The organism is uncultured Caulobacter sp., assembly GCF_947036865.1.
GTDB lineage: Bacteria > Pseudomonadota > Alphaproteobacteria > Caulobacterales > Caulobacteraceae > Caulobacter.
Genome location: NZ_CAMQSF010000041.1, coordinates 14,591 through 29,044, shown reverse-complemented (window position 1 = coordinate 29,044; position 14,454 = coordinate 14,591). Strand labels below are relative to the sequence as shown.

The window sequence follows — 14,454 nt, the reverse complement described above, 5'->3', positions numbered from 1 at the left end:
CGCGGCCCCCGCCCAGCCGGCTCCGGCCGCGCCCGTGACCCCGCCGCCCGCCGCGCCGGTCCAGCCTGTTGCTCAGGCTCCGGCGGCGCCCCGGTCCGAGGCGCCCCGCCACGAAAGCCCGCGTCACGACGCTCCTCGCAACGAAGGCCCCCGCCACGAGGGTCCGCGTCACGAGGGTCCGCGTTCGGCCGCGCCCGGCCAGACGCGCACCTACGAACCCAGCCGCGACCGCCGCGACGATCGTCCGACCACGACGACCTATCGGCCGGCCCCGCAGGGCGACCGTCCGTTCAACCAGCGCTCGCCGCGTCCCGACGCCGGCGCCAATTTCGGCCAGCGCGCGCCGCGTCCGGAAGGCGACCGTCCGCGCGGTCCGCGTCCGGATGATCGCGGCGGCGACCGTGGCGGCGGCTATCGCGGCGACCGTCCGCAGGGCGGCGATCGCGGCGATCGTCCGCAGGGTGACCGTCCGCAGCAGACCGTCCGCTACTCGGCCCTGGCCCCGCGCCCGGCGCCGGGCGGCGCCCGCGGTCCTGGCGGTCCCGGCGGTCCGCGCGGTCCTCGCCCCGGCGTTCCGGCCTCCGCGCCGGCCACGCCCGAGATTCAACGCGCCACCCGCTCGGCGCCGCGCCCCGGCGGCGCGGTCATGGATCGTCGCCCCGACGAGGACGACGACCGCCGCAAGAGCGCGGCCCCCAACAAGGCCGTCTCGCGCGTCAAGGGCGCCCCGCAGCGTCGGGAAGGCCGTCTGACGATCCAGGCCGTGGCCGGCGACGGAGACTCCGCCGACCGCATGCGCTCGCTGGCCTCGGTTCGCCGGGCCCGTGAACGCGAGAAGGAAAAGCGTCGCGGCGGCGCGGTCGAACAGGCCCGTGTCTCGCGCGAGGTCGTGATCCCCGACGTCATCACCGTGCAGGAACTGTCCAACCGGATGGCCGTGCGTGGCGTCGAGATCATCAAGTTCCTGATGCGTCAGGGCGTGATGCTGAAGATCAACGACGTCATCGACAACGACACCGCCGAGCTGGTGGCCACCGAGTTCGGCCACACCGTCAAGCGCGTGTCGGAAGCCGACGTCGAAGAAGGCTTCATCGGCGCCGAGGACCACGACGATCACCTGGAAGGGCGTCCGCCGGTCGTCACGATCATGGGTCACGTCGACCACGGCAAGACGTCCTTGCTGGACGCCCTGCGCTCCACCGACGTGGCCGCGGGCGAAGCCGGCGGCATCACCCAGCACATCGGCGCCTATCAGGTTCGCCTGAAGGACGGCCAGCGCGTGACGTTCCTCGACACGCCCGGTCACGCCGCCTTCTCGGCGATGCGGGCGCGCGGCGCCAACATCACCGACATCGTGGTGCTGGTGGTGGCCGGCGACGACGGCGTGATGCCCCAGACGATCGAGGCGATCAAACACGCCAAGGCCGCCGAGGTGCCGATCATCGTCGCCGTCAACAAGATGGATAAGCCCGGCGCCGACGCCACGCGCGTCGTCAACGAGCTGCTGCAGCACGAGATCGTCGTCGAAAGCCTCGGCGGCGACACCCAGCTGGTGGAGGTCTCGGCCAAGGCCCGCACGGGTCTCGAGGATCTGCTGGAAGCCATCCTGCTGCAGGCCGAGGTCCTGGACCTGAAGGCCAACCCCGATCGCAGCGCCGACGGCGTCGTGATCGAGGCCAAGCTGGACAAGGGTCGCGGCGCGGTCTCGACGGTGCTGGTCAATCGCGGCACGCTGAAGCGCGGCGACATCGTCGTGGCCGGCAGCCAGTGGGGCAAGGTCCGGGCGCTGCTGAACGAGCGTAACGAGCAGCTGCAGGAAGCCGGTCCCGCCACCCCGGTCGAGATCCTCGGCCTGGACGGCGTGCCTTCGCCGGGCGACGCCTTCGCCGTGGTGGAGAACGAGGCCCGCGCCCGCGAGTTGACCGAGTACCGCATCCGCCTGAAGCGCGAGAAGTCGCTCGCCCCCGTGGGCGCCGGCGCTTCGATGGCCGACATGATGGCCAAGCTGCAGGACAAGAAGCTGAAGGAGCTGCCGCTGGTCGTGAAGGCCGACGTGCAGGGCTCGGCCGAGGCGATCATCGGCTCGCTGGACAAGATGGCCACCGACGAGGTCCGCGCGCGGATCATCCTGTCGGGCGCCGGCGCGATCAGCGAGAGCGACGTCATGCTGGCCAAGGGCGCCGGCGCGCCGATCATCGGCTTCAACGTCCGGGCCTCGGCCCAGGCGCGGGCCCTGGCCGAGCGCGAAGGGGTCGAGATCCGCTACTACGCGATCATCTACGACCTCTTGGACGACATCAAAGGCGTGCTCTCGGGCATGCTGGCCCCGATCCAGCGCGAAACCTTCCTCGGCAACGCCGAGGTGCTGCAGGCCTTCGACATCTCGAAGATCGGCAAGGTCGCCGGCTGTAAGGTCACCGAGGGCGTGGTCCGCAAGGGCGCCAAGGTCCGGATCATCCGCCAGGACATCGTCGTCCTGGAACTGGGCACCCTGCAGACGCTCAAGCGCTTCAAGGACGAGGTCAACGAAGTCCCCGTCGGCCAGGAATGCGGCATGATGTTCGCCGGCTTCCAGGACATCAAGGTCGGCGACGTGATCGAGTGCTTCACGGTCGAGGAGATCAAGCGCACGCTCGACTAGGGCGGGTCGCGAGATCGGAGTTCGAAGGGCGCGGATCGCAAGGTCCGCGCCCTTTGTCTTTAGGCTTCGGCTCGGCTTGGCATATGCTAGGATATTCCCACGACGAGATCGCCATGAGCCGTATTACCGTGGGGACCTGGGGCAAGAGTCTGGCCGTCCGTGTGCCGCGGGAGATCGTCGAGGCCACGGGCCTGGTCGAAGGCGAGCAGGTCGAGATGCAAATCCACGAGGGCAATATCGTTCTGGTGCGATCCGAAGCCAAAGCGGGAGCGCGGGAGCGGGCCAAGGCGGCGGTCGAACGAATTCGGATGCTCCGGAAGGACATGAAGCTGGACGGCCTGTCGATCCGCGAATTGATCGACGAGGGCCGCCGTTGAATTACGTTCTCGATGCGTCCATGGCCCTGGCCATGCTGTTCGACGACGAGGTCACGGCCGAGACGGAGATGGCGCTAGACATCGTCGCCGAGGTTGGCGCGGTGGTGCCTTCGCTGTGGCGTTTGGAAGTCGCCAACGCCCTTCGTTCAGCGGCGCTACGTCGTCGCTACGACATCGGAAGCCTTGATGCGATGCTGGACCAGCTGAAGCAGCTGCCGATCTCCGTGGACGGCGAGACCGATGAGCGCGCCTGGGGGCCAACGCTCGATCTCTCTCGAACGGAAGGCCTCCCCGTCTACGACGCGGCCTATCTGGAACTGGCTCTACGCCTGGATGCGACCCTCCTGTCCTGCGATCGCGACCTGGTGGCGCGCGCCCGGGCGCGAGGTCTTGGCGTCATCGCCCCTTGAACCCCGACTGGAAATCGCCCCAATCCGGGGCTAGGCCTTGGGCATGCGTATCAAAGCCCTCCTCGCCTTGACCGCCGTGGCCGCGTCCTTGAGCGCCTGCGCGACCGTGAGCCGCCTCGACGCCGCCGGCGACGTGCACGACCTCTTGGTCGCTATTCGCGACAACGACCGCGCCGCCTTCGACGCCCATGTCGATCGCCGCGCGCTGAAGAGCCAGATCGAGGCGCGGCTGATGGACGAGGCGCGGCAGCGGGGCGGGCGCAGCGACGCCGCCATGGCCCTGGCCGCCCTGGCCGCCGGTCCGCTGGCCGACGTCGCCGGCGAGGCCCTGATCCGGCCCGAGACCTTCCACGCCGCGGCCAACTACTATGGCTACACGCCCGATCGCCCGATCCCGGGCCGAGTGGCGATCGCCAGCACGCTGCGTCCGATCGGCAATGGCCAGGTCTGCGCCGCCAAGAAGACAGGCCCCTGCCTGCTGACCTTCACCCAGGAAGGGACGACCTGGCGCCTGACCGGCTTCGACGCCGAGGCCGCGAACCTGCACCTGAAGCGATGAAGCGCGCGATCTGGGGCGGCCTCGCCCTTGCCCTCCTGGCCGTCGGCGCCGCGCGGGCCGAGACGCGGATGTTCTCGTACGACCCGATTTCTCAGGACGCCAAGCGGCTGACCGGCGCGGGGGTGACGGTCCTGTTCAAGCCGGGCCTGCTGGGCGGCGGCCGGCCGCTGAAGGTCCTGGCGACCGGCGTGCCGGCCGAGGCGCGGCTGAAGGACGGCCGCGCCAGGGATCTTGGCCCGGGCGGCCTCAAGGCCATGTCGGGCGTCGATGATGACGCGGCGCTGTACGAGGTCGACGCCAAGGCCGCCCAGGGCAAGATCTATCTCCGCGCTTTCTGCCCCGGCTCGACGCGTCTTTGGCTGTCGTTCAGCACGATCGCCGTCCGTCGGGACCTGCGGATCCAGGCGTTCGGCGACGACCCGAGCGCCGAGGGCCGCGCCCGCCTGTGCGGCACGCTCGACTTCTCGTATCGCGGCGAGTGGCGACTGCCCGGCCGCGACGCCCCCGATCCGATGGAGGATTGGACCGCCAATCCGCAGCATCCCGAGATCTCGAACTGAGATTTCGCCCGGCCTGACGCCGGCCTTGTCGCAACCACCGGCCCTCGAACGTCTTTCCAACGAGCCGACGGTTTCGGCGGGAGGCGGTCATGCGGTTCATGGTCTTGCTCAAGGTCGAGGCGGCGGTCGGGCCGGACCTCGCGCGCGCCATCGAGGCCTACGACGCCGAACTGGCCCGCGCCGGGGTGGCCGATCCCCGCCGCTGCGCCGCGCGGGGCAAGCGCGTCGCGGCCGAGCCGGCCGGCGATGGACGGATCCTGGCCGGCTTCTGGGTCTTCGACCTGGAGTCCAGGGACGAAGCCGCCGCGTGGGTGCGCCGCTGCCCCGCGCCGGCCGACGGCTCGGCCAAGATCGAGATCCGCCTTCTGCTCGAGCCCGGGGATCTGACCGAGCGACCGAAGCCCGCCGCGCGCCGTCGGGTCTGGGAACGCGCGATGGCGTTCTGACCAGGCCCGGTCTAGCTTGTCGCCAAGAGGGGGAGGCAAAAGGCATGGTCGACGATCCGCTGGCGGGATTCGAATGTTTCGCGTTCGACGACGGGCGCTGGACGCGGGAGGTTTATCGGATCGGTTCCGGTCCGGCGGTGATCGTCATCCACGAGGTGCCGGGCCTGCATCCGGGCGTGCTGGCCTTCGCCCGCGACCTGGCGGCGGCGGGCATGACCGCTTTCTGTCCCAGCCTGTTCGGCAAGCCCGGCAAGACCGCCTCGCGCGGCTACGCCCTGGGCGAGATCGTCAAGAACATCTGCGTGCGCCGCGAGTTTAGCGTCTGGACGGGCGGCCGCTCCAGCCCGATCGTCGACTGGCTGCGGGCGCTCGCCCGCAAGGCGCACGAGGCGTGCGGCGGCAAGGGCGTCGGGGCGGTGGGCATGTGCTTCACCGGCGGCTTCGCCCTGGCGATGATGACCGAACCCTCGGTCGTGGCCCCGGTCATGTCGCAGCCGTCGCTGCCGGCGAGGGACAAGGGCGGTCTCGACTGCTCGGCCTCGGAGCTGGCCTGCGCCAAGCGGCGGTTCCAGGACGAGAACCTGTCTCTGCTGGCCCTGCGCTTTTCGTCGGACAAGCTGGTGCCCGACGCCCGCATCGCGCGCCTGAAGACCGAGTTCGGCGACAAGGTCGAGGTGGTCGAGCTTTCCGACGAGGACGCCGCCCCCGGCATGCCGATGGCCCCGCACTCGGTCCTGACCCTGCACCTGCACCGCTCGGTTCCCGACAGCGGCACGATGAAGGCGCGGGACAAGGTGATCGCGTTTTTCAGAGAAAAAACAGGCGCCCCCTGATCCGCTCATCCCCGCGAAAGCGGGGATCCATGCAGCGACGGCCCAGTCAGCTTGGGTCCCCGCTTTCGCGGGGATGAGCGGATGTGGAGTGGACATTCATACAGGAGAGGCCTAGACACCCCGCCTTCCGATTTTCCCCGCGCACCGGCGTTCGACCCGCCGGCCGGGCCGCAAGGACATCTCGCGCCATGAAGCGCCACTCTGACACCAAGAAGGGCGCCCTGACCGGCCCCTCGCAACGCCAGCTCCGCGCCGGCGAACTGATCCGCCACGCCCTGGTCGAGATCCTCCGCGAAGAGGAGCTCCAGGACGAGGCCCTGACCGGCGTCTCGGTCACCGTCTCCGAAGTGCGGATGAGCCCCGACCTCAAGCACGCCGTCTGTTTCGTCGAGCCGCTGGGCGCCGGCCTGACGGGCGAGGATACCACCGAGGTGATCAAGGGCCTTAACCGGGTGGCCAAGTTCCTGCGCGGGCGCCTGGGCCGCAGCATCGACATGAAGTTCACGCCGGACCTGAAGTTCATCCACGACGAGAGCTTCGGGACCGCCGCCCATATGGACAAGCTGTTCCTGGACCCGCGCGTCCAGCAGGACACCCGTCGCCTGTCGGACGTCCTCGACGAAGACGAGGACTGATCCATGGCCCGCCGCAAGAAGGGCGAGGCCGTCTCGGGCTGGATCTGCCTGGACAAGCCCTACGACCTGACCTCGACCACGGCGGTCAGCCGGGTGCGCCGCGCGTTCAACGCCCAGAAGGGCGGCCACGCCGGCACGCTGGACCCGCTGGCGACGGGCATACTGCCGATCGCGCTGGGCGAGGCGACCAAGACGGTTCCGTTCCTGATGGACGCCGACAAGGCCTATCGCTTCACCATCGCCTGGGGCCGCGACACGACGACGCTGGACCGCGAGGGCGAGACGACGGCGACGTCGGACGTCCGGCCGAGCCGCGAGCAAGTCGAGGCGGCCCTGCCGACCTTCATCGGCGAGGTCGACCAGGTTCCGCCGAACTTCTCGGCCATCAAGGTCGATGGCGAGCGCGCCTACGACCTGGCGCGCGACGGCGTGGAATTCGAGCTGCCGACCCGCAAGGTGACGATCTTCGACCTCAAGGTCGTGGACCAGCCCGACGCCGACCACGTCACCTTGGAGATGGAATGCGGCAAGGGCACCTATGTCCGCGCGGTGGTCCGAGACCTCGCCGCGGCGCTCGGAACCTGCGGCCACGTCGCCGAGCTGCGCCGCACGCGCGTGGGCGGCTTCACCGAGGCCGGATCGATAGCGCTGGAAACTCTTGAGAATTTGAGCTATGAGGCGCGGCTGTCGGAGGCATTGCTTCCGGTCGAGACCGCGCTGGACGACATCCCGGCGTTGGCCGTGACCGACGAAGACGCCTTCCGGCTTGCACAGGGACGCGCCATCGTCCTGCTCCCACGGCAAGTGGAAACGTTGAAGGCCGAGCTTTCGCCCGGCGATCGCACCGTTTCCGCCATGTCGGGCGACAGGTTGGTGGCCCTGTGCGAGATGCGCGCCGGGCGGCTCAATCCGGTGCGGGTCTTCCAACTCACCTGAGCGGAGATCACCCGATGTCGATCACCATCGAGCGCAAGGCCGCGCTCATCGCCGAACACGCCCGCACCGAAGGCGACACCGGCAGCGCCGAAGTCCAGGTCGCGATCCTCTCGGAACGCATCTCGAACCTGACCGAGCACTTCAAGACGCACAAGAAGGACAACCACAGCCGTCGTGGCCTGCTGAAGCTGGTTTCCCAGCGTCGCCGGCTCCTCGACCACCTGAAGAAGTCCGATGCCGGTCGCTATCAGGCCCTGATCGAAAAGCTGGGTCTGCGTCGCTAAGGCACGAAAGGTCCGCCGCCCCGCGAGCAGCAGGGCGGCGGATCGCGTATTTGGAGCCCGGCGGCCGAGACAGGCCGGACGCCAGGTCTCCCGACGATGGTCCGCCTCACGCGGGTCGTCCGTCCGTCCGAGGGTTCACGTCCTCAAACCCGCCTGTCACACTGGATGAGGATCATCGGGCCGGTTTCCGTAAGCCGTCCGCCCCTGTCCGCCCCGACGGGAATCCGCCCGCGGGAACCGAAAGAAGAAAAATGTTCGATATCAAACGCAAGACGATCGAGTGGGGCGGAAAGACGCTGGTCCTCGAAACCGGTCGCATCGCCCGTCAGGCCGACGGCGCCGTTCTGGCCACCATGGGCGAAACCGTCGTCCTGGCCACCGCCGTGTTCGCCAAGACCCAGAAGCCGGGTCAGGACTTCTTCCCGCTGACGGTCAACTATCAGGAAAAGACCTTCGCGGCCGGCAAGATCCCCGGCGGCTATTTCAAGCGCGAAGGTCGCCCGTCGGAAAAGGAGACCCTGGTCTCCCGCCTGATCGACCGTCCGATCCGCCCGCTGTTCGTCAAGGGCTTCAAGAACGAAGTCCAGGTCGTCGTCACCGTGCTGCAGCACGACCTCGAGAACGATCCCGACATCCTGGCCATGGTCGGCGCCTCGGCCGCCCTGTGCCTGTCGGGCGCCCCGTTCATGGGCCCGATCGGCGCGGCCCGCGTCGGGTGGATCAATGACCAGTACGTGCTGAACCCGACGCTCGACGAGCTGAAGGACAGCAAGATGGACCTCGTCGTGGCCGGCACGTCCGACGCGGTGATGATGGTCGAATCGGAAATCAAGGAACTCTCGGAAGAGATCGTGCTGGGCGGCGTCACCTTCGCCCACAAGGAAATGCAGCCGGTCATCGACGCGATCATCGAGCTGGCCGAGCACGCCGCCAAGGAGCCCTTCGCGTTCGAGCCGGAAGACACCGACGCGATCAAGGCCAAGATGAAGGACTTGGTGGGCGCGGACATCGCCGCCGCCTACAAGATCCAGAAGAAGCAAGACCGCTACGAAGCGGTCGGCGCGGCCAAGAAGAAGGCGATCGAGGCCCTGGGCGTCTCGGAGGCCAATCCGGAAGGCTATGACTCGCAGAAGCTGGCGGGCGTCTTCAAGGAACTGGAAGCCGACGTCGTGCGTCGCGGCATCCTCGACACCGGCCTGCGCATCGACGGTCGCGACGTCAAGACCGTGCGCCCGATCCTGGGCGAAGTCGGCATCCTGCCGCGCACCCACGGCAGCGCCCTGTTCACCCGCGGCGAGACGCAAGCCATCGTCGTGGCCACCCTGGGCACCGGCGACGACGAGCAGTTCATCGACGCCCTGGAAGGCACCTACAAGGAATCCTTCCTGCTGCACTACAACTTCCCGCCCTACTCGGTCGGCGAGACGGGCCGCATGGGCTCGCCGGGCCGTCGCGAGATCGGTCACGGCAAGCTGGCCTGGCGCGCGATCCGTCCGGTCCTGCCGACCAAGGAAGACTTCCCCTACACGATCCGCCTGGTCTCGGAGATCACCGAGTCGAACGGCTCGTCCTCGATGGCCACGGTCTGCGGCTCGTCGCTGGCCATGATGGACGCCGGCGTGCCGCTGAAGCGTCCGGTGTCGGGCATCGCCATGGGTCTGATCCTGGAAAAGGACGGCTTCGCGGTCCTGTCGGACATCCTGGGCGACGAGGACCACCTCGGCGACATGGACTTCAAGGTGGCCGGCACCAGCGAAGGCATCACCTCGCTGCAGATGGACATCAAGATCGCCGGCATCACGCCCGCGATCATGGAGCAGGCCCTGGCCCAGGCCAAGGAAGGCCGCGCCCACATCCTGGGCGAGATGAACAAGGCCATGGACGCGCCGCGTGAAGACGTCGGCGACTTCGCCCCGAAGATCGAGACCATCAACATCCCGACCGACAAGATCCGCGAAGTGATCGGCTCGGGCGGCAAGGTGATCCGCGAGATCGTCGCCACCACCGGCGCCAAGATCGACATCAACGACGATGGCGTGGTCAAGGTCTCGGCCTCGGACGGCGCCAAGATCAAGGCCGCGATCGACTGGATCAAGTCGATCACCGACGAAGCGGAAGTCGGCAAGATCTATGACGGCAAGGTCGTGAAGGTCGTCGACTTCGGCGCCTTCGTGAACTTCTTCGGCGCCAAGGACGGCCTCGTCCACGTCAGCCAGATCAGCAACGAACGCGTCGCCAAGCCGTCGGACGTGCTGAAGGAAGGCCAGATGGTCAAGGTCAAGCTCCTGGGCTTCGACGATCGCGGCAAGACCAAGCTGTCGATGAAGGTCGTCGACCAGGAAACCGGCGAAGACCTGTCGAAGAAGGCGGAGACCGCCGAGGAAGCTGCCGGCTAAGGCCGCGCTTTTTCCGAAGCTAGGATAAACAAGCGGGCGGTTCCGAAAGGAGCCGCCCGTTTTTCGTTTCCGGCCATATCGCGCGGCGCGGCGCTTGCCCCGTGGATGTTCGGGTCGCGCGCCGGTCGCTTACCCCTTCGGCGTCACCCTGATCACCGCCGAGTCCGGCGCGCCGTTGCCGCCGCGGCAGGCCGCCCACTTGAACTTCAGGTCCATGCAGACCCAGACCTCGGTCAGCCGGCCGTCCCTGACGCGGATGTTCAGGCCTTCCGGCCGGACGTCGCGATTGCGGTCGGTGAACGCCTTGCGGATCTCGGCGCCGGTCATCACGCCGTCCGAGCCGGGGTCGAGGTCGGGCACGCTCAGCTTCTCGCGCACCTTTCGGGCCTTCCTGAAGTAGTCCTCCGGCCGATCCCAGCGGCACGTGCCGTGCGCCTGCCACTCGTGCTGCAACAGCCACGGCGAGGGCGTCATGCACAGATTGGCCTTGACGGTCGCCGGGCTGATCGGGGCGCCGGGGCGGCAGTAGCGCGGATGAACCTTGTCGGGCCCGTTCGGCCACAGGCCGTGCACGGTGAAGCCGAAGCGGTTGTTCTGGCACTGGATGACCTTGTCCGCCTCCGGAATGCCGGCGCGGCAGGCCTCGGGGGACCAGAACAGGGCCAGCAGATAGGCCGCGATCGGCACATCGGTATGGATCTCGCCGGGCGGCGGGACTTCGACCGGGGCCGGCGTGATCATCAGAGGCGCTTGGCAGGACGGCAGGCTGGAGGCCTCGGCGCCGCTGGCCAAGCCCATGACGGAGAGCGCCGCTAAGGCGGCGGTGATGACGGTCTTCATGGCGGCTCCCCCCGCGGAGCCCGCCCCGACGGGCTCCGATCTGGATGACGCGGCTGGATAGGCCTCGCCAAGGGCTCTTCGTCAAGAAACCCTTTCTTGAAGGACGCTCGCGACGACCCTCGACCGCCATCCGGACGGTGACGCCGCCTCATGGGCCCTCGGCTCGCGTCGGTTCGTTACAGCGGCGCCGCAATTAAGAACGATTATCATTGCGAGTCCTTCTCAGCGAAGATAAGAACGCGTCGCAATTTCAGAGCGCGCCGACTTGGCGGCGCCGACGACAGGACTCCGCATGCGTAACCCGAACCTTCCCGGCGTCGTCAGCCGACCCCGCCGCGCCTTGAGCATCGCCGCCGTCGCCGGCTTGGCCGGGTTGGGTCTGGCTCGGACAGCCGACGCGGGCGAGATCGGCGCGGCCGTGACGTCGGTCGCCGACCCCACGGAAGTCTCCACGGTGAACATCGACGCCAAGCGCGTCGCCGACCCGTCCTCGAGCAAGTTCACCGCGCCGCTGGTCGATACGCCCAAGTCGGTGACCGTGATCCCGGCCAAGATCATCGAGCAGACGGCGGCCACCTCGCTGCAGGACATTCTGCGCACCTCGCCCGGCATCACCTTCGGCGCGGGCGAGGGCGGCCAGCCGCTGGCCGACCGCCCATTCATCCGCGGGCAGTCCAGCGGCAACAACGTCTTCGTCGACGGCGTGCGCGACACCGGCGGCCAGGTCCGCGAGGTCTTCAATCTCGAACAGGTCGAGGTCGTGAAAGGCCCCGACAGCGCCTACAGCGGTCGCGGTTCGGGCGGCGGCAGCATCAATCTGTCGTCCAAGACCCCCAAGGCCGACACCTTCGCGCGCGGCGCGATCGCGGTCGGGACGGACGAATATGTCCGCGCCACCGCCGACGCCAACTACGCCGTCAATGACAGCGTCGCGTTGCGGATCAACGTCATGGGCTCGCGGGGAAACACGCCGGGCCGCAAGTCGGTCGACTTCGACAAGTGGGGCGTGGCCCCGTCGCTGGCGGTCGGCCTGAACGGCGACACCCAGCTGACGCTCAGCTACTACCACCTCGACAGCGACCAGACGCCCGACTACGGCATCCCGCTGATGACCAAGACGACCCAGGCCCGGACGGACTCGGGCATTCTGGCCGTCGATCGGCGCAGCTTCTATGGCGTCAAGTCGCGCGACTATCAGACGACCAAGTCCGACATCGCGTCCTTCGCCATCGACCACAAGATCGACGAGGATCTGAGCGTCCGTCAGGTGGTGCGCTATTCCAAGTCGCTGAACGACTACATCGTCACCAATCCTGGCGATGGCGGCGCGGCCCAGTTCGTCCAGGGCCAATGGTGGATGAAGCGCGGCACCAAGAGCCGCTGGAACCCGACCGAGAGCGTCGCGGCGGTCACCGACCTGCACGGCAAGAAGACCTTCCTGGGCCTCGAGCACAGCTTCGATGTCGGGATCGAGCTGAGCCGCGAGGAAAACCGCAACGCCACCTATTCCACCTACACCACCTCGGGCGCGGCCTGTCCGACAGGCTTCACGATCGCCGCCAGCGCCCTGGCGAGCCTCGGCGCCGGCGACTGCACGCTGGTCTATGCGCCGAACGACAAGGACAGCTGGACGGGGATCGTCAACCGCGCCCCGGCGTCGCGAAACATCGCCAAGACGGCCGCCGTCTATGGCTTCGACACCCTGAAGTTCGGCGACAAGTGGCTGGTGAACCTGGGTCTGCGTCGCGACAGCTACCGCAGCTCGGGCGTGGACGTGGCCACGACCCAGGCTCAGGGCGTGTTCACCTCGGTGACCTACACGCCGCGCGCCGGGTCCTGGACCTTCACCAACTACCAGGCGGGCCTGGTCTACAAGCCGACCCGAAGCTCCAGCCTCTATGTGTCGTACGGCACCTCGACGACGCCGCCCGGCATCTCGGCGGGCGACCAGAACAGCAACACCGCGACAGGCACGGGCAGCTTGGCCACGACCCAGCTGAAGCCGGAGGAAAGCAAGAGCTTCGAGGCCGGCGCCAAGGCCAATGTCTTCCGCGACACGCTGGCCCTGTCGGCGGCGGTGTTCGAGACGACGCGCAAGAACGCCCAGATTCTAACGGGACCCAATCCGACCGATTATCAGCAGATCGGCGAGGTGCAGGTGAAGGGTTTCGAGCTGGGTTTCTCCGGCAACCTCACGCCGAAATGGCAGGTCTTCGGCGGCTACACCTATATGGACAGTGAGCTCGTCAAGGGCGCGGTCACCATCACCAACGGCATGGTCAGCGCCAATATCAACCAGGGCGATCCGCTGGCCAACACGCCCAAGCACAGCTTCTCCAGCTTCACGACCTATAGGGTCGCTCGGAATATCTCGCTGGGCGGCGGGGCCTACTATGTCTCCAAGAGCTTCGGCGGCAACCAAGGCGGCGCCGGCGGCGGGACGAACCGGATCTACGCGCCCGCCTATTGGCGCTACGACGCCTTCGCCTCGTGGGCGATCAGCAAGACGGCGGACCTGCAGCTGAACGTCCAGAACCTGACCGACGAGCGCTACATCATGCGGACCAACGGCGTGCACCACGCCGACCCGGCGCCGGGGCGTCAGGCCATCCTGACCTTGAACGTGAAGTACTGATCCTCCCCCTCCCGGAACTTCACGTCAGCGCCCCGCCCGGCTCTCGTCGGTCGGGGCGCTTTTTCCTTTGATCCGCGCCACGATCTGATGCGGATCAAAGGGGTGATCGGCCGAGCCATGGATAAGAATGGTTCGCAAAAAGGATGCCCCCGATGATGCTGCAGATACCCGAGGTGCTGACCAAGGTTCAGGTCGCCGAATGCCGCGCGATCCTCGACGCCGGTCCCTGGGTCGACGGCAACGTGACCTCCGGCTTCCAGGCCGCCCGCGCCAAGACCAACGAACAGCTCCCGCAGGAGAGCGTCGAGGCCCGCCAGGTCGGGGCGATCATCGTCCAGGCGCTGGAGGCCAACCCCCTGTTCGTCTCGGCCGCCCTGCCGCGCACGATCCTGTCGCCGATGTTCAACCGGTATGGCGAGGGAATGGGCTTCAGGGATCACGTGGACAATTCTATCCGCCGCGATCCGGTGACCGGCCAGCGCCTGCGGACGGACCTTTCCTGCACCCTCTTCCTGGCCGAGCCGGAGGATTATGACGGCGGCGAGCTGGTGGTGAACGATCTCTATGGCGACCACGTCGTCAAGCTGGGCGCCGGCGACGCCATCCTCTATCCCAGCACCAGCCTGCACCACGTCACGCCGGTGACGCGCGGCGCGCGGGTCGCCAGCTTCTTCTGGATCCAGAGCCTGGTGCGCGACGACGCCAAGCGCGGCTTGCTGCTGGACATGGACGTCGCCATTCAGCGTCTGGCCCGCAAGGTCTCGCACGACGACGAAGGCGTGCTGTCGCTGACCGGCGTCTATCATAACCTGCTCCGGCAGTGGGCCGAGGTCTGACGCCCGCATGACGGGTTCGCCGAACAATGGTACCGCGCGCGAACCATAAGTTTACGGTTGCGTCCC

At 67.9% G+C, this 14,454-nt stretch carries 14 protein-coding genes; 13 read left to right on the top strand and 1 reads right to left on the bottom strand.

Going from position 1 to position 14,454, the window contains the following annotated elements:
• From infB to pnp, 11 genes are all read left to right on the top strand, one after another.
• On the top strand, nt 1-2,641 hold a 2,641-nt coding region (infB, locus tag Q0V34_RS17150), incomplete at its 5' end, for a translation initiation factor IF-2 (protein ID WP_297514341.1).
• Between the two features lie 113 nt (nt 2,642-2,754).
• On the top strand, nt 2,755-3,018 hold the full coding sequence (locus tag Q0V34_RS17145; protein ID WP_297514337.1) for an AbrB/MazE/SpoVT family DNA-binding domain-containing protein: 264 nt from the start codon (nt 2,755-2,757) through the stop codon (nt 3,016-3,018).
• On the top strand, nt 3,015-3,428 hold the full coding sequence (locus tag Q0V34_RS17140) for a type II toxin-antitoxin system VapC family toxin (protein WP_297514335.1): 414 nt from the start codon (nt 3,015-3,017) through the stop codon (nt 3,426-3,428). The genes Q0V34_RS17145 and Q0V34_RS17140 overlap by 4 nt, the downstream gene beginning before the upstream one ends.
• 37 nt (nt 3,429-3,465) lie before the next feature.
• The gene (locus tag Q0V34_RS17135; RefSeq protein ID WP_297514332.1) at nt 3,466-3,987 is read left to right on the top strand and encodes a DUF2939 domain-containing protein; all 522 of its coding nucleotides are present in this window, start codon (nt 3,466-3,468) and stop codon (nt 3,985-3,987) included.
• A complete protein-coding gene (locus Q0V34_RS17130; RefSeq protein ID WP_297514329.1) occupies nt 3,984-4,547 on the top strand; it encodes a hypothetical protein in 564 nt (187 codons plus the stop codon). Before Q0V34_RS17135 ends, Q0V34_RS17130 begins: the two co-directional genes overlap by 4 nt.
• 89 nt (nt 4,548-4,636) lie before the next feature.
• On the top strand, nt 4,637-4,993 hold the full coding sequence (locus Q0V34_RS17125) for a YciI family protein (protein WP_297514326.1): 357 nt from the start codon (nt 4,637-4,639) through the stop codon (nt 4,991-4,993).
• Between the two features lie 44 nt (nt 4,994-5,037).
• Nucleotides 5,038-5,826, top strand: a complete 789-nt coding sequence (locus Q0V34_RS17120; protein ID WP_297514323.1) for a dienelactone hydrolase family protein — start codon at nt 5,038-5,040, stop codon at nt 5,824-5,826.
• A gap of 188 nt (nt 5,827-6,014) precedes the next feature.
• Nucleotides 6,015-6,461, top strand: coding sequence for a 30S ribosome-binding factor RbfA (gene rbfA / locus Q0V34_RS17115; protein WP_297514320.1), 447 nt, complete (start codon nt 6,015-6,017; stop codon nt 6,459-6,461).
• A 3-nt stretch (nt 6,462-6,464) separates the two neighbouring features.
• Nucleotides 6,465-7,397 (top strand): tRNA pseudouridine(55) synthase TruB, encoded by a 933-nt coding sequence (gene truB / locus Q0V34_RS17110; protein WP_297514317.1) that lies wholly within the window; start codon nt 6,465-6,467, stop codon nt 7,395-7,397.
• Between the two features lie 14 nt (nt 7,398-7,411).
• On the top strand, nt 7,412-7,681 hold the full coding sequence (gene rpsO / locus Q0V34_RS17105) for a 30S ribosomal protein S15 (RefSeq protein WP_297514315.1): 270 nt from the start codon (nt 7,412-7,414) through the stop codon (nt 7,679-7,681).
• Between the two features lie 251 nt (nt 7,682-7,932).
• A complete protein-coding gene (pnp, locus tag Q0V34_RS17100; RefSeq protein WP_297514313.1) occupies nt 7,933-10,077 on the top strand; it encodes a polyribonucleotide nucleotidyltransferase in 2,145 nt (714 codons plus the stop codon).
• A gap of 129 nt (nt 10,078-10,206) precedes the next feature.
• Here pnp and Q0V34_RS17095 read toward each other — a convergent pair whose 3' ends face one another.
• On the bottom strand, nt 10,207-10,917 hold the full coding sequence (locus tag Q0V34_RS17095) for a ribonuclease T (protein ID WP_297514311.1): 711 nt from the start codon (nt 10,915-10,917) through the stop codon (nt 10,207-10,209).
• Between the two features lie 292 nt (nt 10,918-11,209).
• Here Q0V34_RS17095 and Q0V34_RS17090 point away from each other — a divergent pair, with 292 nt between their 5' ends.
• A complete protein-coding gene (locus tag Q0V34_RS17090) occupies nt 11,210-13,552 on the top strand; it encodes a TonB-dependent siderophore receptor (RefSeq protein WP_297514309.1) in 2,343 nt (780 codons plus the stop codon).
• Between the two features lie 152 nt (nt 13,553-13,704).
• On the top strand, nt 13,705-14,388 hold the full coding sequence (locus Q0V34_RS17085) for a Fe2+-dependent dioxygenase (RefSeq protein ID WP_297514307.1): 684 nt from the start codon (nt 13,705-13,707) through the stop codon (nt 14,386-14,388).
• Nucleotides 14,389-14,454 lie beyond the last annotated feature (66 nt).